Genomic DNA, 17,040 nt, shown 5'->3' on the forward strand with positions numbered 1-17,040 from the left:
CTAACAGGCAGGTCATCAATGAGGCCTTTATGCAGGAACTCCACTTGCGCTACTTTCAAAGCGTTGCGAAAACGGGCTCGCTATCCGCTGCCGCTGAAGAGCTGCACGTCGCTGTTTCAGCGGTTAGCCGCCAAATCACCAACCTTGAGCAGCGCCTGGATATCAAGCTGTTCAACCGCCAGCCTCGAGGTATGCAGTTAACCGAAGCAGGCAAACTGCTGAACGCCTATGCACTGCGTAACCAGTTAGAAGTTAATAGCGTTATCGATGAGATGCAGGATGTAATGACGCGCCAACGCCAAACCATTGTGGTGGCTTGCCCTGATGGCATGGCATGGCACTTTCTTCCCAGCGTTATTTCGCGCTTTATTACTCAGCATCCTGATATTCGGTTTGATCTTCAGATGGTCGATTCAGCGCGTGCTTCTGAGCTGGTAAAAGAAGGAAGTGCCGATATCGCCTTAACCTTTAGCCTCTCGCCGGATATTGGCGTAAAGGTGGTTTCAAGCCATAACGCCGCGATTAGTGCCCTTATGTCGAGTGAGCACCCATTGGCGGTTAATGACGTTTTGTATGTAAAGGATTTATGCGACTACCCGCTTACCATGTCGCTTAATGGCTCGACAATGCGCTATCTGTTTGATGTAGCCTGTAGCTTGTCCGGTATTAAGGTATTCCCAAGTTTCTCCTGCGATTCACTTGGCGCTACCTATACCATGGTCAGCGAGCATCCCAATATGATCGGGTTGTGTAGTGCCGTGGCGGTAAGCGGTAAAATGCACAAGGATGGGCTGGTTTTAAAGCCGCTACACGAGCCCCAGCTTTCTCAGCGAAGCCTTCAAGTACAGGTGATGGCTGAACGCTACCTGCCTGCTCATATCGAGGCGTTTTTAGTTGTTCTGGAAGAGAAGCTGATGGCCGTTGTCTGTTGAGCGCATGCCCGTTAGGCGTTAAGCCACCCATTATAGGTGGCTTGGAAGCGAACGTTAAAAAGCTTAAACAATCCTATTAAAACCCTGCTTAAAACGGACCGTAGTTAATCGCGACGGCAACCCCGACAAACGCGCCGCCGATGACAATCCAAATCAATACCAGTGGTAGCACGAATTTGAACCACTCCACGTAAGAAACGCGGGCGATCGCCAGGCACGCCATCAAGGTGCCAGAAAGCGGAGTAATAATATTGGTAACTGCATCGCCCAGCTTGAAGGTGATGAAGGTCGCTTGGCGGGTGACTTCTAGCATATCGCCAATGGGAACCATAATTGGCATCACGATAGCGGCCTGGCCGGTACCCGAAGTAATCAATCCGTTAAATACCAGGTTAAAGACGTATAAAAGCTCCATGGCGACAATTTTTCCATGGCCATCCAAAGAGCTTGCGACGCTATGCACGAGGGTGTCGATGAGCTGTGCTTGTCTAAGCAGTACGATGACAGCAGCGGCTACACCCACCACTAATGCACCGTATATGACTTCGCTAGCGCCATTCATCAGGCGTTTTACAAAATCATTGGGGGACATTCTGCCGATCAGCGCCGTGGCGATTCCCACCATTAAAAACGTGGCAGAGAGTTCAGTGATTCCCCATCCGAAGTTAAAACCGCCGTACAGGAAAAACACAAAAGAAGCGGCAAATATCAGCAGTACCAACTTATGGGCGAAGGTAAATGGCGGTAGGGCGCCTGGCTCGTGTGTGGCTTCGGTGTTATCAAAGGCGTCTGCACCCATCACGCTATGGGCCGGGTTCTGCTTGATACGTTTGGCATAGCGGCAGATGTACGCCGTGGTTACGGCCAAAAAGACAATAAAAATAACGCCCCGGTAAATAAACCCGGAAAACAGCGGTAGCTCGGCAATGGTTTGCCCGGCAACGGTAACGGTAGGGTCAAAAACGCCTGCACCGAAGCCAGCATAGGAGCCTAAAAAGATAATGGCCACGCCTACAATGGGGTCAAGCTTCATTGAGCGGGCAAGAAACAGTCCGATAGGTATAAAGGCAATGGCCAAGTTGGCACCTACCCCAACCGATGCAAGCGTTGAGAACGTAGCGCAAAAGATAAAAATAAGGACGTTTCGACGGCCATTGGCCTTACTGATGAGTTGGTGAATGCCTGCGCTGATGGCCCCTGTTGACTCAATCACCTTAAGCACGCCGCCGACCATCATGATTAAAAAGATCAGCGGAGCCGCCGCCACGAGGCCTTTTTGAATAGCGGTGAACAGGTCCATAACGTTCAGGGGCGCTGCAGTAATGTACTGAAAGCTATCGGTGGCGACCTGCGTCAGGCCATTGTTGGTGGTTCTTTCGTAGCTTCCTGCGGGGATTATATAAGAGGCGAGCAGTACCAGTACCATAAAGCTAAACAGGATGATGAACACATCCGGCATAGGGCGTTTTTTCTTCATTGTTTGTGCCTTTTCTGGCGCGCCTTTACTCAGCTTCGTTGTCATATTCGTCTTCGCGGTCAGAGGGTTATCGTTTTATTGGTGGCGCTACTCTAGGCAGTATGTGCGGCTCAAACGCTCAACGACAAGCGATACGGGTAGTTATCACTGTCGTATTTTTTAAACCGTGTACATGGCCGAGGGGGTAGGTGGGCCGAAGCGGTTTAGTGTGAGGCGTAGCATCAGGTGGTGGTGTTTTTTCTCACCTTGACGAGTGAGCCCTACGTACTTCCAGGTAATGGCTTAGAAGGTCCATAGTGCTTGGCTCGCAAGTGGTGAAAGGGCCACCTTTAGTGTTGTTTAAAATCAACCTACCAAGGAAGCCCATGGCTAACAATTGTGAATTTATCAAATGTGTTTTCTATTTTAGGCAAGCACTCTTGGCAGCCAGAAGGAAGTATCCGAGCAACCCAATAAAGCCGCTAAACGGTCGATTCAAAATGCCCGCTCAACGATGTTTTATACCGCCATGGATAACAAGTTTGCAGGCCATATCGCGCAATTTTACGCGTTAACAGCGCATAGCCAAGCGGCCTGCTACTGTCTATATAGAACCTGCTACTGTCTATATAGAAAAGGTGGGGTTTAGGGTTCGCTCTATTAAGCATGTATAGACGGTGTTACGCATCTAACGGAGGATAATATGCAATCCAACATTGAGCATCGGGGTAGCTGTCTCTGCGGTGAAGTGCAGCTTTTAACTCATTTAGACAGTCACCATGTAGCGGTTTGCCACTGTAGCCTCTGCAGAAAGTGGGGTGGAGGGCCGCTGTTTGCGGTTGAGTCCAAAAACGAGGTGGATTTCCAGGGGACTGAGCATATTGCTATCTTCAGTTCCTCAGAGTGGGCCGAGCGAGGTTTTTGCAAGCAGTGTGGGACGCATCTGTTTTATCGGTTAAAAGAGGGCGGGCACTATGCTATCCCAGTGGGGCTTCTGGAGGATAACGACCAGTGGCAGCTTGAGGAGCAGATATTTATTGAGCAAAAACCAGCGTTTTACTCGTTTTCTCAAGCTACCAGAGAGTTAACCGGCGAGGAGGTTTTTGCTCAACATACTGGCAATTAAGAGGTTTCGTGGCCATCGCAAACACTGGCTATCTCCTCTGCCTATGCTTCAATTAGGAGAGATATGGCCCCTTCACGACTTCTACTCATGGCAGATGCGATATTAGTCGTTCATGTGCTGTTTGTTGTCTTTGTCGTCTTCGGGTTGCTGGCTATTTATGTCGGTTATTTTTTAAGGTGGCGATGGGTGCGAAATAAGAGGTTTCGTATTCTGCATTTGTCCGCTATTGGGTATGTAGTGGTGCAGTCCTGGTTGGGCGCGGTTTGCCCGCTTACTACGTGGGAAATGGCCTTGAGAGCAGAGGCCGGTACAGCAACCTATACGGGGTCCTTCATTCAGTACTGGTTGCAAAGCCTGCTTTACTACACGGCGCCGGAGTGGGTATTTGTGCTGCTTTATACGGTTTTTGGCAGCTTGGTGTTGTGCAGCTGGTTTTTAGTGCGGCCAAACAAACAGAAAGGAAGCGATGATGGCTAATAAATCTAAAAGCAACGGAAGCGAAAGCAATCCCTCTGGCAAGAGTGAATCATTAGCCACAATTTCGTGCGGGGCTGAACAGCTGCTTGTGGCTGCTCTCGAGCGAGGCGTTAATTGCCTTGAAACCGGGCGTTTTCTTATCAGTTATCGTGAAGGGCGAATGGAAGAGGGCATTAAGTCTCTCAAGGCTCAAAAGTTTCGAGTGGCCGACGCGCGTGACTTTGCTGACCAAGCCGTCAGTTTGGAAGACGCTGGCGATGCGGAGGTTGTGGTGTTCCCAGAGCTTGGGGTTGCGCTTGTTGGCAGTGACGCTTTACAGCTACATGGGATGAGCCTCAATGACCCTATTTCAGCAGATAGCCCAATAGAAATTATTGAGCCTGAGTATTTTGCCTTTTCCGAAAATTCAGAGTATCTGCGAGGTTTTTTGCGGGCCGCTAGTACGATTGCTCGCGATCTTGGCGCTGATGTTGATCTGGATGAAGCCCAAGACAAGCGTGAACCAGGCAAGCCAGAAACGACCTGGGGATTGATTCAATGCAATGTGTTGCAAAGCCGGTGGAGTGGGGCTGGCATTAAAGTGGCCGTGCTGGATACCGGGATGGACCTTGGCCATCCTGACTTTGTAGGTAGAGAGTTTATTACCCGCTCATTCGTAGGAGAGCCGGTTCAAGATATCAATGGCCACGGAACGCACTGTATCGGCACGGCCTGCGGCCCCAGGGTGCCTTTCGAAAACGCTCCGCGCTACGGTATCGCATCCGATTCACAGGTGCTCGTTGGAAAGGTGCTCACCAACTCGGGTAGCAGTACAGGGGCGGGAGTGCTTGCGGGCATGAATTGGGCGATCGCTAATCGATGTGACGTCATTTCGATGTCGCTGGGCAGTCAAAGTCCTGTGCAAGCCGCCTACACCCACGCGGGTGCCGCGGCTCTGCGTAAAGGGTGTCTGATTATTGCTGCCGCAGGAAACTCTTCTGCTCATACGGGAGCGCCTGCCAACTCACCTACTATCATGTCGGTTGCATCTATTGATGCCAACTTAAAGCCTTCGAGCTTTTCTAACGCAGGCAAAATCGAAATTGCTGCGCCTGGCGGCGACATTTTTTCGTCCTGGCCCCGGCCGGTACACCATAAAACGATTAGCGGAACCAGTATGGCGACGCCCCACGTTGCAGGCTGCGCCGCCCTTTGGGCTGAGTCAGATGCCTCGCTGCGCGGTATGAAGCTTTGGCAACGCCTGCTGGATTCTGCAAAGCCTTTACCATCCTCCGGTTCCCGTGTTGGGGCCGGGTTGGTACAGGCACCTTAGATGAGGATGATCGATGCCGACAATAGCGCTTTGGATAATCACGATTTCTGAAGATCAATCGATCAATGAAATAGCTTCGCGCCTTAGTGATGAAGGACTCACGATCAGAGATGTATTTGAGGAGATTGGGTGCATCACCGGGGCGGCAGATGACGTTACCGTTGAGCGGCTTAAAAAGGTCAACGGAGTGGTGGATATTGCCCCTGATATGCAGCTCGATATAGGCCCGCCAGGTGCTGATAAGACTTGGTGATTCCTCAGCAACCACCTTGGAAGGAGCTGTTAAAGGAAACTGGGTGCGCCGCATTAAAATGTCATACCCATTATTGGCTGTTTCGTTTTCACTGGAGAAGTGTCATGGCAACACCCGCAAAGAATACGGTTTGTCTTTGGTTTGATGGTAGCGCAGAAGAAGCCGCGCGCTTTTATGCAGATACCTTTCCTGATTCGTTTGTTAGTGCCGTTCACCGCGCGCCGGGAGACTTTCCATCCGGTAAGGAAGGGGATGTGTTGACCGTTGAGTTTACCGTGCTGGGCATTCCATGCCTGGGGCTTAACGTTGGGCCTGAGTTTACGCATAGCGAAGCGTTTTCTTTTCAGGTCTCAACCAGTGATCAGGCCGAAACGGATCGCTATTGGAACGCGATAGTGGGCAATGGCGGGCAAGAAAGCGCATGTGGTTGGTGTAAAGATAAATGGGGCGTGTCTTGGCAGGTAACGCCTGTGGTGCTGATTGAAGCGATCACTGCCTCGGACCCTGCTGCTGCTAAGCGCGCGTTTGCAGCGATGATGCAGATGAAAAAAATCGATATCGCCACCATTGAGGCAGCACGTAACGGTTGAATTAGATAAAAGATGTTTACCCATCGCGCGTTAACGACAGGGCTGAGGCAATGGAGTCAGTTAGCACTATTATTATTTCTGAATTTTCTGATTTTAATGACTTAAGTGAATTTATCATTGTAGTGACTCGATTGCTGATGGCTGCTTTTCTCGGCGGCCTCTTGGGGCTTGAGCGTGAACAGAGCGGTAAGCCAGCTGGAATACGTACCCACATGCTTGTGTGCATGGGGGCGGCGTTATTTATATTAATTCCGCAGCAAGCAGGCATTTCAGATGCAGAGATGAGCCGAGTCATTCAAGGTGTTATTAGCGGCATTGGTTTTTTATGTGCTGGAAGTATTATCACCCGTAAGAATGATCTATTTGCTACCGGACTTACCACGGCGGCTGGCATTTGGTTTACAGCGGCTATAGGTGTCGCCGTTGGTCTTGGGCGTGAGCAAACGGCCGTTTTGTGTACCGTGCTGGCCTGGACAGTGCTGTATGTGGTGCCTTTCTTCTCACGCGCAAGAACCAAGAAAAAGCCTGTATGCTCAGGATCGAAAGAAGATGACTCTGGTAATAAATAAGCGTGAGACGTTACCCGTTAATTTGCGGCATTCATGGCTTTGTGAACCTTCATAAGCTGAACAAACGCAGGGGTCGAAAAGACACGGCTCGGTCCTCTGAAAACGCTTAGGAGGCAGCGAGAAATGCCGGACAAACCGGTGAACCAACGATGGTTGAAAAAGAGGTTAATCTGACATTTTATGGCTGAAATTATCACTATCCTTCTTTTATCATTAATGGCAGGTGCCGCAATGCCCATCGGGGCATTATTAGCTAAGTTTGATCTGGTTCATCCCTCCCTGTTAGGGGATTCCTGGCGGCATTTCATTATTGCTTTTGGCGGTGGAGCGCTAATGTCAGCGGTCGCTCTGGTACTGGTACCTGAAGGTGCTAGTAAGTTACCGCTTGTACCGGCCGCCTTGTTTTTTGCTGCTGGTGGGGTATGTTTTTACTTCCTTGATGCCTACTTAAAAAAACTCAATAGCTCGGTAGGCCAGCTGGTGGCAATGTTATCTGATTTTATCCCTGAAGCGATTGCCTTGGGTGCCGCCTTTGCAGTAGGCGAAGGCACAGGGTTGCTGCTTGCACTGTTAATGATTTTGCAAAATCTGCCTGAGGGTTTTAACGCTTACGAAGAACTGAGCAATAATAATACTCAACTATCTTCCAATAAAATCATACTGGCATTTAGCGGTTTGGCATTAGTGGGGCCTATTTCAGCAGCAACCGGCTATTACGTATTGGCACAGTACGATGTGTTAATGGGCGCGTTAATGCTATTTGCTAGTGCAGGAATTTTGTACCTTGTTTTTCAGGATATTGCCCCCGGGTCCAAACTTGAACACCAGGGAATGCCGGCGATCGGTGCTGTCGCTGGGTTTCTGCTTGGGTTGATGGGTAACATGGTGCTTCTTGCCTCCTGATGGCAAATAACTGCACGCAGCGCAATGCTATGGCCATGCGGTTTAATGACGAAGAATATGAGTCTTCGCCTCGCTTTTTCTTTCTTTAACATCTAGCCATGAACTGAATTAGCAGTGGGTTTTTGTTTTTAAATACAGGATAATTAATAATCATTTTTATTAAGGATAGTGATATGCCCGCAACTTCCAAGACGTTAATTTTGACTGCTGCTGGCGTTGTAGTGCTCGGGGCAGGGGGATATATAGGCGCCCAAGCGGTGGTGGGTAATGAGGTGGAAAAAGCGCTAGCCCAAACCTTTGCGCAGTTGGATGATTCTGTTTCCTGGTACGCAAGCGACGTAACGATTGATAAATCGTTGTTCAATACAACGGCGACGGCAACGATCGGTATGGAAGGTGTTGAAAATGCCAATGCCCAGGTAAATCTGCTGGTGGATCACGGCATTATTAATAGCCCGATTACCGGCACGATTCATCCCAACGAGCAGTTTCTAAGCGGGGATATTGACGTTGATTTGGTCGCTACTCGCAGCGCCGTCACGGGGCAGTTGACGGCCGGTTCGTTAAGCGGCGTTGAGTTTGACGGCACTCTGCACGACCTGGTAGTGGATCTTGATCTTGAAGATGAAGACGTTTGGAAGGTAGACGGCCAGGCACGTGAAATTGTTGTCAATGACGAGAACGACTCGTTTCGGATCGTCTCGCCACGCTTTGAAAATAGCTCCCAGGAAGCGTCGAGCCTGATACATCAACGTCTGGAAATACCCAAAATTGAGTTTTTGGCGGAGGGCGTCAATGTTTATATAGATGGCATTGAGCTTGAGGCCGAGTCTGAATCCGTAGGTGATAGCCAAATCGTCAATTCAGGCGGCCGTTTTAAGATAGCCGATATCGGCGCCGACGGCACCTCAATGGGCAGCCTGTCACTTGATATCGATGCCAAGAACTGGGATATGTCAGCATTTCAGGCGCTTCAGGAAGCCTATGCACCGCTGGAAAGCATGCGTGCAGAGTATGAAGAGACCGGTGTACGCGGCGATGAGCAGGAAGAGCGTGAACTACTGATTCAGTCTATCGAACGAGGCTATGATGTCCTGATTGCGAGTCCCTCAATGGCGTTCCAGCCGCTGGAAGCGCACGTCACCCTGCCCATGCTGGGTATCGATTTTAATCCCCGCATTACGGCGGATATCCGCTTTGATGGTGAAGAACTTTCCAAGGAGGCGCTATACAGCGCTTTATGGGATAACCGTTTGCCGTTACCCGAGCAGCTTCAGACATCGCAAGATAGGATGAGCACACCGGAGGCGCAAGAGTACCTCCAAAACCGCTTGAGCCTGGATATTGGCGTAACGACACCTCCCCAGATGGTACTTTCACTCATTCCCATGCCTTATGCTCTGTTAATCGATCCGGACTTTGAAGAGCAGACGTTGACCTGGCAAGACGGTGTCCTGACGGTTAATGGTGAAGAAGTGATGTAAGCAAGGCTTGTATCATAAGCACTACGCCATATGGAGTGGCGTAGTGTTAAATCAAAGGTATTAAGATCACTGCACTCAACAAATTTGTACCGTATTGAAACTTTCGGTCAATGGAAAACATCCTTATCAGGTGATAGCGCAGTGGTTGAATCCCGTTACCATGCAAGTACATGTGTTTAAAAGCCAGAATATCTGGTTTGATCCCTCGTCTTATATCAATACGAATACGATTGCTGTCTTTATCGAGCAGAATGATCCCCAGAAATATCACATGGATATAGAGTTTTTGCCTAAACTCGCCAAGTAAAGCCGTCAGGCCGTGATACGTAATAGTTTTTTTATTAATCACAGTAAGGATCAATTATGGTTTTAACTATCATTATCGTAGCGATAATAGCGGTTATCGCGTTCTACCTTATCGGTGTGTACAACCGACTTGTCTCACTGCGAAACCGTTTTCAAAACGCCTTTGCTCAAATTGAAGTGCAGCTAAAGCGCCGTCACGACTTGATACCTAACCTGGTCGAAACCGCCAAAGGGTATCTCAGCCACGAGCGCGAAACGCTTCAGTCGGTGATTGAAGCGCGCAATTCAGCAGCGGCGGGGCTCAAAGCGGCGGCTGCCAACCCAGGGAGCGCCAAAGCGATGGCCGAATTGGGCGGGGCAGAAGGTGCGCTAAGCCAAGCGATGGGGCGGCTTAATGTGGTGATGGAAGCTTACCCGGACCTCAAGGCCTCTGAAAACATGCAGCAGCTCTCTGAAGAGCTTACCAGTACTGAAAACAAGGTCGCTTTTGCCCGCCAAGCGTTCAACGACGCTGTCATGCAATACAACACTTACCGCCAGAGCTTCCCTCCGGTGGCCGTAGCTGGCCTGTTGGGGCATGGCGAGGACGCTTCCTTCCTGGAATTCGAGGACAGCGCCCAGATTCAGTCAGCGCCTAAAATATCGTTTTGAAGCGTTCTTGAACCGACAAGGATAGGTGTGCATGGATTTCTTTACGGCTCAGGACAATGCCCGGCGTAAAACCGGGCAACTGGTTGTTTTATTGATAGCGGCGGTAATCGCCCTGATAGCGGTCACCACTGTCGTGATCGCAATCGTCGTGCATTTCATGAGAGATGACCGAGGCAGCGTGACAGCGAATAACCTGTTGGCTGCGCTATCCCCAGAACTGGTAGCCGTGGTTGCGCTTGGCGTGGTGGCGTTAGTGGGTCTCGGCGGGCTTTTCAAGCGCTCTCAGTTGCGTCGCGGCGGCGGTAAAGTAGTGGCCGAGGCGCTGGGCGGACGAGAAATCAGCCCCAGCACCGAAAACGCTAACGAGCGCCGTATTCTCAACGTGGTGGAAGAAATGGCAATTGCCTCGGGCACGCCGGTTCCACCGGTTTATCTGCTTCAGGAAGCGGGTATTAACGCTTTCGCCGCCGGGTATGATACCAGCGATGCCGTGATCGGGATCACCCAGGGGGCGATTAATCACCTCAACCGCGAGGAACTACAAGGCGTGGTTGCCCATGAATTTAGCCACATTCTGCATGGCGATATGCGCTTGAACATGCGTTTGATCAGCGTACTTCACGGTGTGCTTCTGATCGGACTGTTAGGCTATATCCTGCTGCGCAGTACGACGTCGCGTGGTCGAGCTGTGCGGCGCAACAATTCAAATAGCAAAGGCGCTGTCGTCGTACTTGCCCTGGGTGTTGCCCTGGCCGTCATTGGTTATGCGGGCACGTTTTTTGGCAACTGGATCAAGGCGGCAGTGAGCCGTCAGCGAGAATACCTGGCCGACGCCTCCGCCGTTCAATATACGCGTAACCCCAATGGCATCGGCCAAGCGTTAATCAAGATAGGCTCCCTTACGCAGGGGGCCAGAATAGAAGCCTCCCAAGCGAGCGAATATAGCCACCTGTTTTTCGGCCAGGGCATGAAGCTTGGTTTCACTCGCTTATTGGCGACCCACCCGCCGATACGCCAGCGCATCAAACGCGTTATGCCAAGCTGGAACGGTGAATTTAACGCGCCGCTCAGTGCGTCTTTTGACGGTGACGTGGAAAAAGCGGGAGGTGAGTCAGCGGTTGGCTTTGCAGACACCCCCTCCGCTCACGCCCACTCCAGCGCAGCAACCATGAACGGCGCCTCGGCCCGCATGGCGATTGACTCAATGGGGCAACCCGGCCCACGCCATTTGGCCCAGGCACGTACCATGCTCAGTGCATTGCCTACGCGGCTCGTCGATGCCGCCCACGATCCTTATGCAGTGCGCGCATTAATGTACGCACTGCTGCTGAGCCAGAATATTGAGGTGCGTAAGCAGCAGCTGGCATCACTTCAGCAGACAGCCTTGCCCGATGTGTATCGTGAAGTCATGAATCATGCCGGCGACGTGTTAATGCTTAGAGACCAGCTTCGCCTGCCGTTGATGGAATTGGCGTTGCCTGCGTTAAAAAACCTGTCAGTGGATCAGGCCACGCATTTTCGACATTGCATGGTAGAACTGATCAATGCGGATAGTCAGGTCAGCCTGTTTGAGTGGACGCTGTATCACTGGCTGGTTCATCACCTGGGCCTGGGCAAGAAAGGTAGTGGCCCTGCTGTTCGTAAGCTGAGCGATTTACAGCAGGAGTGCCAGCGGCTGCTCAACGTGCTGGCCTGGGCAGGGCAGAGTGACCCCGAAAAGGTAAGCGCTGCGCTAGATGCCGCTGAAAAAGAGCTGCCGTTTGCACTAAGCGCAAAAAGAGAGGCCCCTGATATCAAAGCCCTGGGCCCCGCAGTTAGCCGCTTGCGTCGTTTACGACCGCAACAAAAGCCTGCTGTTCTGCAGGCCATGGCCCGCTGTATTGAGCATAGCGGGCAAATAAAGCCCGCAGAGGCCGAGCTGTTTCGCGTCATCGCCGATATGCTGGAATGCCCCATGCCGCCGCTGTTGATAGAGAGTGATTGAGCGTCGCCATTCTCAAGGCGGGGAGTATCCATAGTATGAATGAGGCAGGGTCCTTGAACCGAGCGACTAACGAGAAGATAGTACTCTGCTCATACAGTACTGATTGGCCAACTCTGTTTGAAGAGGAACGGGCTCGGCTGCTGCCTCTTTTCAACTTCCATGGAATATAACGCCTCTCTGATCGATAGGCGTTGGGCGGCGAAATATAGGTTGGATAGAGAAGCGTATACAGCAGCAAAAAGGGACTTTATTTGCGAAACCCTGAATGGTGGCCTCTAACCAATACAGCAATGAAGCGCCATTGGTTTAATCAAAATTAAATTTCTGGAGAGTTATTGTCAGTTAAATTGATATAGTGATAAGTGGGTTCGTTATTTAAAGTGTTTGCTCTAGGCTTTCGTTGTTTAGAAAATTATTTCGTCTAATCAAGGGGGGATGATGCCTGCCTACGCTGTTGCTCTCATTCGAGAAACTCGATTCGATCCAGAGGTTAAACACTATTTAGAGCGTATCGACGCAACGCTCGCTCCTTTTTCAGGTAAATACCTCGTGCATGGTGGGCCATACACGCCACTTGAGGGCGCGTGGGCTGGCGATATGGTCGTCATTGAGTTTCCTACTATGGAACAAGCTCAAGGGTGGTATGACTCCGATGCTTATAAGACGATTCGCCCATTTCGTATCCGGCATACCGAGGGCGATGTACTGTTGGTTCAGGGCGTGCCAGAGGGGCATAAAGGTGCGGATATCCTGGGCTAGCGATACCCGCGCCTAACGCGCCGACCTTGATAGTAAGAAGCTGCTTCCTGCTTTTAAGCCGGTTCAGATATTTGTGTGTCTCGCCATGTCATCACCTGCAACTCATCAACGAGCCGTTCGACTTTCCTTATTGCGTCAGCAACTGACTTCGCCAATACCTCCCCGCTTACCTCCTGCCCCTCGATGGCGATATAGTGAATTTTAGTGATGCCAATAAACGCCAGTGCAGTGGCTAAATTGGGCTCCAGGTGGTTGATGTGCGCCATCTTTCCACCGATATCAAAGCCTATCCCGCCTCTGGCAGTAAGAACAACCGCATGCCTTGGCCGGTCAGAAAGCTTTGGAACGTAAGGATCGGTCGGGTTACTCTCATCGATATCCACCGTTCGACCGGGGCGTACTACTTGGTCGATCCACGCTTTGAGGGCGGCAGGCATGCCGAAGTTGTAGAACGGCGTGCCGATCACTACGACATCCGCGGCGATTAATTCATCAACCAGCTGGTCGCTTTCTGCTAGTGCATCCTTCATCCAGGGTGCCCGCTGTTCTTCAGGCGTGAAAGCCGACGCGATCCAGTCGTGGTTGAGAAAGGATGGCGGGTGTTGGCCTATATCGCGATAGGTGATCATGTCTTGCGGGCGGCGTAATTGCCATTGTTTGGCAAACTGATCGGTAAGGTGACGGCTGTGAGAGCCATGATTGTCTGTTCCGGCAATCCCCGGGCGAGCGCTGGCGTCTATATGTAGGATATGCGGCATGGATAGTCTCCTGTTCTGAGCTGAGCTCATCTATGATTAACGACAGACGTAGCTTAGACTTGGATTATGAGCCGTAACAAGCGACTTTTTCTTGCAGGTATAGGTGAGTAAAATTCATTCATGAATTCTCGACGATTACCCTCGCTTTCGGCACTTCGCGCTTTTGAAGCGGCTGCTCGCCATGAAAGTGCCAAACAGGCAGCGCAGGAGCTCTCGGTAACGGCCACGGCCATTAGTCACCAGATTCGTGGGCTTGAAGAGGCTCTGGGCATTGCGCTGTTTGTACGCAGGCCCAGGCAACTGGAATTGACGCCGCAAGGCCGCGAGCTGCAGCAGGTGCTGGAATCTTCATTCGACAATATCAGCAACACCATTGAGCGCCTGAGTACCATGCCCGAGCGCAGGGGCATTACGCTGACGACCACACCAGTGGTGGCAGTACGCTGGCTGCTGCCCTGGGTTTGCATACTGCGCGAATCTCACCCAGACATTGACCTGCGAATCCATGCGTCCCACGAGCCCGTTGCGTTAGATGGGGTAACCGCCGACCTTGCCATTCGGCATGGCGATGGACGCTGGCCAGGGTTAGTAGCCGAGAAGCTGTTTGATACCACGTTGATTCCGGCTTGCAGCCCACAGCTTGTTCAGCATGCAGGGGAGGATCTATCGAAGTATCCGCTGATTCACTTTCGACCTCAGGGCGTATTTATATCGCCCATGGATTGGCCGGGTTACCAGAAAACCGCCCAGATTCCAGGGTTGAATGTCGGCGCCGGGCTGGCTTTTTCTGACGAAAGCCACGCTATTTCAGCGGCTGTGGGAGGGCAGGGTGTCATGCTGATGAGCCGTCAACTGATTGAAGATGAGCTGGCCGAAGGGCGCCTGGTACACCCTTTTGGCCCTGAACTTGAAGACCGTGCCTTCTTTTTGGCCTACCCGGAAAACCGCCGCAACGATCCAACGATGTTGGCGCTTCGCGACTGGGTGATGGCAGTGCCTGGCAGGCTATCAACACCTTCGGCTTGATAACGTCGTGTTTTATACCGTTATCTTGTGTGACCTGATGCTTCGCCGTCTGTGAGTTTCATGGCGGAGTCTGATTTGGCTCAAATAGCGAGGCTGGGGGAAGAGTCAAAAAGAGTGGCGGAAGAGCGTGGGAGTCGAACCCACCAAAGACTGCTGGCAGCCCCTGCCAGATTTGAAGTCTGGCCGCCCCACCGGGGGTCGATCCTCTTCCTTGAGCGGTTGCCTAGTTCCACAGGGCAGTACGGCGAATGTAGCGTTCATCTTGCACCCGGCGTGTAAAACCTATCCTATCAAAGAATTCGAGAATACGAATGGCCAATTTGCGTCCGGTACCGATGCAGTTGCGAAATTCTGCGACGCGAATAGTGCCGTGCTCGTCCATCAGCTTACGCGCGATATTGGCCAGTTCATGTGTCGCTGAGGCGAGGTAGAAGTGGTCCTTGCGTACCTGGTAGAGCCTGCCGAGGCGAGCGCAGGCTGTTAGCACCTGGCGAACACGCTGTTCATCAAGCCCACCGCTTGCTGCCAGGTCGCGAACCCGGGGTGGCTGGAAGGGGGCTTCCGCGAGAAGAGGTTCGAGCCGTTGCCAGAGCGCCTCGTCGTGTTCATTAAGTGCTGCGCGATGGCCAGGCAGAGAAATGAAGGGCCCATTGCTAGCAAGCTGGCCCGCCTCGATCAGTTGTTTCAGCAGGCCGCGGAAGAGGGGAGCCGGTAATCGAGGAGCGGCCTGGCGATTTAGTCGCTCGCGCTCGGTCCCCAGCATGGCGGGTTCGTTCTGGTGATTACTGGCGACTACTTGGATAATCCGCTCTCTAAGCGATTCGATGGCTTCCCGGGAGAAAGCACTAACTTCGCCTTCGGCAGTGAGGACTTGACCTGCGGATGCCTCGACCAGCGGCGCTAGACCCTGAACGCTGATATTAAGATTACGCGCCATGCCAGTAAGATCCAGACCTTCGGGATGGAGATCAAGCGCAGCACTCAGCGGTTCATGAAGATCATAAGGGGGCTTGGTGTTTGCGCATTCCGCCAGTGCCGCCAACCAGGCCAGGCGAGCGGGAGCGCGCTGACCACGGCGGGGTGGTTCGCCGTCCAGTGCGATTCCGCCGCCGAGAGTAATATGCCCACCATGATCACGGATGACGAAACGATCCCCAAGGCAGGCGTGTACCGGGCTATCACAGACCAGTTGCCCCAGCATGCTTTTGCCTGGTTCGAGTCGTTGCCCTTCGAGAAGCGAGACCCGCCCCATGAGATGGGCGGCCCCCAGGTGTATATGGACTGGCGTCCAGTGCTTGAGCGGTGGGGTAGAGTCGAGCAACCTTAGCTGGACGTCGAGGCGTTTGATGGGCGGCGTTTCCAGTGCATCGGCGACCACCCAGTCGCCGCGACGGATGCGATCCCGTTCCACCCCAGTGCCTGAAAGATTGAGCGCTACCCGGTCACCCTGGTGTGCCTGATCGCTCTCGCGGTGCTGGCGCCGCAGTTGGCGTACTCTGGCCTTATGGCCGTCGGGCACCAGGCGCACCATGTCACCCTTGGCAATACAGCCGCTGAGGGCGGTGCCGGTCACTACCAGGCCGGCTCCCGGCAGCGCAAAGACGCGGTCCACGCTAAGGCGGAAATGCCCATAAGCAGAGAGCGCATGCTGTTCGGCCGCCTGGGACCATAGCGTGTCACGCAGTTCCGCTACGCCTTCACCGCTATGGCTCGAGACGTCATACAGCGGCGCCTTGGCGAGTTGGGTTCCTGCCAGCAACTGTGTGATTTCTTGTCTGACTTCCTGACGCCGTGTTTTGTCGACTCGGTCGATCTTGGTCAGTGCCACCACGCCGCGGTCGACGCCGAGCAGGTCGAGAATTTGGACATGCTCGATTGTCTGGGGCATTACACCATCGTCGGCGGCTACCACCAGCAGGGCTGTGTCGATGCCAGCACTGCCCGCGAGCATGTTATGCAGGAACCGATGATGCCCGGGCACGTCGACAAAGCCGAGCTCGACGCCTGACGCGACTTCGGGATAAGCGAAACCAGCTTCGATGGTCAACCCACGTGCTTTTTCCTCTTTGAGGCGGTCGGTATCGATACCGGTCAGCCGCTGGATCAGGGCGGTCTTGCCGTGGTCGACATGGCCGGCAGTGCCGACGATCATGGCTGGCCGTCCTGGGACATGTCATGGTGGCTCTCGTAGCGCTGCTTCAATATCGAGAATTGTGCAGCGAAGGCGTCCACGTCTTCAGGACGGTATAGACAGCGCAGGTCGAGATAGAGAGCACCTTCGTTAAGGCGGCCGATGACCGGACGGGGGAGCTGACGAAACGCTGTCTCGATGCGTTTGAGGCATCGTTCCCTGGCGCGGCGGTCACCGTTTAGCGGGCGCCAGACCAGCGCGTAGCTTGGCAGCCGGTCAATGGGTAGCGAGCCGCTGCCAAGCTGACTCACGCAGGGGGCTAG

The 17,040-nt window shown here is 52.6% G+C and carries 16 protein-coding genes, 1 tRNA gene and 1 pseudogene; 13 read left to right on the forward strand and 5 right to left on the reverse strand.

The window, feature by feature from the left end:
• Window positions 1-932, forward strand: a 932-nt coding sequence (locus tag ACT3R4_RS17215) for a LysR family transcriptional regulator (protein ID WP_496201247.1), incomplete at its 5' end; no start/stop codon positions are given.
• 88 nt (window positions 933-1,020) lie between these two features.
• Here ACT3R4_RS17215 and ACT3R4_RS17220 read toward each other — a convergent pair.
• A complete protein-coding gene (locus ACT3R4_RS17220) occupies window positions 1,021-2,409 on the reverse strand; it encodes a YfcC family protein (protein WP_496201248.1) in 1,389 nt (462 codons plus the stop codon).
• Between the two features lie 682 nt (window positions 2,410-3,091).
• Here ACT3R4_RS17220 and ACT3R4_RS17225 point away from each other — a divergent pair.
• From ACT3R4_RS17225 to ACT3R4_RS17275, 11 genes are all read left to right on the forward strand, one after another.
• Window positions 3,092-3,514 carry a GFA family protein gene (locus ACT3R4_RS17225; protein WP_441680016.1) on the forward strand — a complete coding sequence of 141 codons (423 nt, stop codon included), beginning with the start codon at window positions 3,092-3,094 and terminating at the stop codon, window positions 3,512-3,514.
• 63 nt (window positions 3,515-3,577) lie between these two features.
• Window positions 3,578-3,991, forward strand: coding sequence for a DUF2784 domain-containing protein (locus ACT3R4_RS17230; protein WP_087105651.1), 414 nt, complete (start codon window positions 3,578-3,580; stop codon window positions 3,989-3,991).
• Window positions 3,984-5,303, forward strand: coding sequence for a S8 family serine peptidase (locus ACT3R4_RS17235; RefSeq protein ID WP_441680018.1), 1,320 nt, complete (start codon window positions 3,984-3,986; stop codon window positions 5,301-5,303). The genes ACT3R4_RS17230 and ACT3R4_RS17235 overlap by 8 nt, the downstream gene beginning before the upstream one ends.
• A 13-nt stretch (window positions 5,304-5,316) precedes the next feature.
• Window positions 5,317-5,556 carry a hypothetical protein gene (locus tag ACT3R4_RS17240; RefSeq protein WP_087105649.1) on the forward strand — a complete coding sequence of 80 codons (240 nt, stop codon included), beginning with the start codon at window positions 5,317-5,319 and terminating at the stop codon, window positions 5,554-5,556.
• 104 nt (window positions 5,557-5,660) lie between these two features.
• On the forward strand, window positions 5,661-6,146 hold the full coding sequence (locus ACT3R4_RS17245) for a VOC family protein (RefSeq protein ID WP_087105648.1): 486 nt from the start codon (window positions 5,661-5,663) through the stop codon (window positions 6,144-6,146).
• A 50-nt stretch (window positions 6,147-6,196) separates the two neighbouring features.
• On the forward strand, window positions 6,197-6,715 hold the full coding sequence (locus tag ACT3R4_RS17250) for an MgtC/SapB family protein (RefSeq protein WP_087105647.1): 519 nt from the start codon (window positions 6,197-6,199) through the stop codon (window positions 6,713-6,715).
• Window positions 6,716-6,895: 180 nt separating this feature from the next.
• The gene (locus tag ACT3R4_RS17255; RefSeq protein ID WP_441680021.1) at window positions 6,896-7,618 is read left to right on the forward strand and encodes a ZIP family metal transporter; all 723 of its coding nucleotides are present in this window, start codon (window positions 6,896-6,898) and stop codon (window positions 7,616-7,618) included.
• A 173-nt stretch (window positions 7,619-7,791) separates the two neighbouring features.
• Window positions 7,792-9,102 carry a DUF945 family protein gene (locus tag ACT3R4_RS17260; protein WP_441680023.1) on the forward strand — a complete coding sequence of 437 codons (1,311 nt, stop codon included), beginning with the start codon at window positions 7,792-7,794 and terminating at the stop codon, window positions 9,100-9,102.
• Window positions 9,103-9,465: 363 nt separating this feature from the next.
• Window positions 9,466-10,059: a LemA family protein gene (locus tag ACT3R4_RS17265; RefSeq protein WP_172116468.1), complete on the forward strand. Its 594-nt coding sequence runs from the start codon at window positions 9,466-9,468 to the stop codon at window positions 10,057-10,059.
• A 31-nt stretch (window positions 10,060-10,090) separates the two neighbouring features.
• Complete coding sequence (locus tag ACT3R4_RS17270; RefSeq protein ID WP_441680025.1) at window positions 10,091-12,043, forward strand: M48 family metallopeptidase; 1,953 nt, start codon at window positions 10,091-10,093, stop codon at window positions 12,041-12,043.
• A gap of 438 nt (window positions 12,044-12,481) precedes the next feature.
• Window positions 12,482-12,802 carry a DUF1330 domain-containing protein gene (locus ACT3R4_RS17275; RefSeq protein WP_441680027.1) on the forward strand — a complete coding sequence of 107 codons (321 nt, stop codon included), beginning with the start codon at window positions 12,482-12,484 and terminating at the stop codon, window positions 12,800-12,802.
• Between the two features lie 53 nt (window positions 12,803-12,855).
• Here the strand turns inward: ACT3R4_RS17275 and ACT3R4_RS17280 are convergent, their stop codons facing one another.
• Window positions 12,856-13,560: an FMN-dependent NADH-azoreductase gene (locus ACT3R4_RS17280; RefSeq protein WP_441680029.1), complete on the reverse strand. Its 705-nt coding sequence runs from the start codon at window positions 13,558-13,560 to the stop codon at window positions 12,856-12,858.
• Window positions 13,561-13,680: 120 nt separating this feature from the next.
• Between ACT3R4_RS17280 and ACT3R4_RS17285 the strand changes: the two genes are divergently transcribed.
• Window positions 13,681-14,586, forward strand: coding sequence for a LysR substrate-binding domain-containing protein (locus ACT3R4_RS17285; protein ID WP_441680031.1), 906 nt, complete (start codon window positions 13,681-13,683; stop codon window positions 14,584-14,586).
• A gap of 115 nt (window positions 14,587-14,701) precedes the next feature.
• On the opposite strand, the gene ACT3R4_RS17290 is transcribed toward ACT3R4_RS17285, so the two are convergent.
• The 3 genes and pseudogenes from ACT3R4_RS17290 to ACT3R4_RS17300 form a co-directional block, all read right to left on the reverse strand.
• Window positions 14,702-14,797: transfer RNA gene (locus ACT3R4_RS17290), tRNA-Sec, on the reverse strand.
• Window positions 14,798-14,809: 12 nt separating this feature from the next.
• The gene (gene selB / locus ACT3R4_RS17295; protein ID WP_441680033.1) at window positions 14,810-16,738 is read right to left on the reverse strand and encodes a selenocysteine-specific translation elongation factor; all 1,929 of its coding nucleotides are present in this window, start codon (window positions 16,736-16,738) and stop codon (window positions 14,810-14,812) included.
• Window positions 16,735-17,040, reverse strand: a pseudogene (locus ACT3R4_RS17300) (L-seryl-tRNA(Sec) selenium transferase); the annotation flags it as partial. The pseudogene ACT3R4_RS17300 and the gene selB, both read right to left, overlap by 4 nt.

It is taken from the genome of Halomonas sp. AOP7-E1-9 (assembly GCF_052376035.1).
Classification (GTDB): domain Bacteria; phylum Pseudomonadota; class Gammaproteobacteria; order Pseudomonadales; family Halomonadaceae; genus Vreelandella; species Vreelandella citrativorans.

Coding starts and splice junctions, on each gene's coding strand:
- ACT3R4_RS17225 (WP_441680016.1), top strand. CDS start 3,092: ATGCAATCCAACATTGAGCATCGGGGTAGCTGTCTCTGCGGTGAAGTG.
- ACT3R4_RS17285 (WP_441680031.1), top strand. CDS start 13,681: ATGAATTCTCGACGATTACCCTCGCTTTCGGCACTTCGCGCTTTTGAA.
- ACT3R4_RS17240 (WP_087105649.1), top strand. CDS start 5,317: ATGCCGACAATAGCGCTTTGGATAATCACGATTTCTGAAGATCAATCG.
- ACT3R4_RS17235 (WP_441680018.1), top strand. CDS start 3,984: ATGGCTAATAAATCTAAAAGCAACGGAAGCGAAAGCAATCCCTCTGGC.
- ACT3R4_RS17270 (WP_441680025.1), top strand. CDS start 10,091: ATGGATTTCTTTACGGCTCAGGACAATGCCCGGCGTAAAACCGGGCAA.
- ACT3R4_RS17250 (WP_087105647.1), top strand. CDS start 6,197: ATGGAGTCAGTTAGCACTATTATTATTTCTGAATTTTCTGATTTTAAT.
- ACT3R4_RS17230 (WP_087105651.1), top strand. CDS start 3,578: ATGGCCCCTTCACGACTTCTACTCATGGCAGATGCGATATTAGTCGTT.
- ACT3R4_RS17255 (WP_441680021.1), top strand. CDS start 6,896: ATGGCTGAAATTATCACTATCCTTCTTTTATCATTAATGGCAGGTGCC.
- ACT3R4_RS17265 (WP_172116468.1), top strand. CDS start 9,466: ATGGTTTTAACTATCATTATCGTAGCGATAATAGCGGTTATCGCGTTC.
- ACT3R4_RS17280 (WP_441680029.1), bottom strand. CDS start 13,560: ATGCCGCATATCCTACATATAGACGCCAGCGCTCGCCCGGGGATTGCC.
- ACT3R4_RS17275 (WP_441680027.1), top strand. CDS start 12,482: ATGCCTGCCTACGCTGTTGCTCTCATTCGAGAAACTCGATTCGATCCA.
- ACT3R4_RS17220 (WP_496201248.1), bottom strand. CDS start 2,409: ATGAAGAAAAAACGCCCTATGCCGGATGTGTTCATCATCCTGTTTAGC.
- ACT3R4_RS17260 (WP_441680023.1), top strand. CDS start 7,792: ATGCCCGCAACTTCCAAGACGTTAATTTTGACTGCTGCTGGCGTTGTA.
- ACT3R4_RS17245 (WP_087105648.1), top strand. CDS start 5,661: ATGGCAACACCCGCAAAGAATACGGTTTGTCTTTGGTTTGATGGTAGC.
- selB (WP_441680033.1), bottom strand. CDS start 16,738: ATGATCGTCGGCACTGCCGGCCATGTCGACCACGGCAAGACCGCCCTG.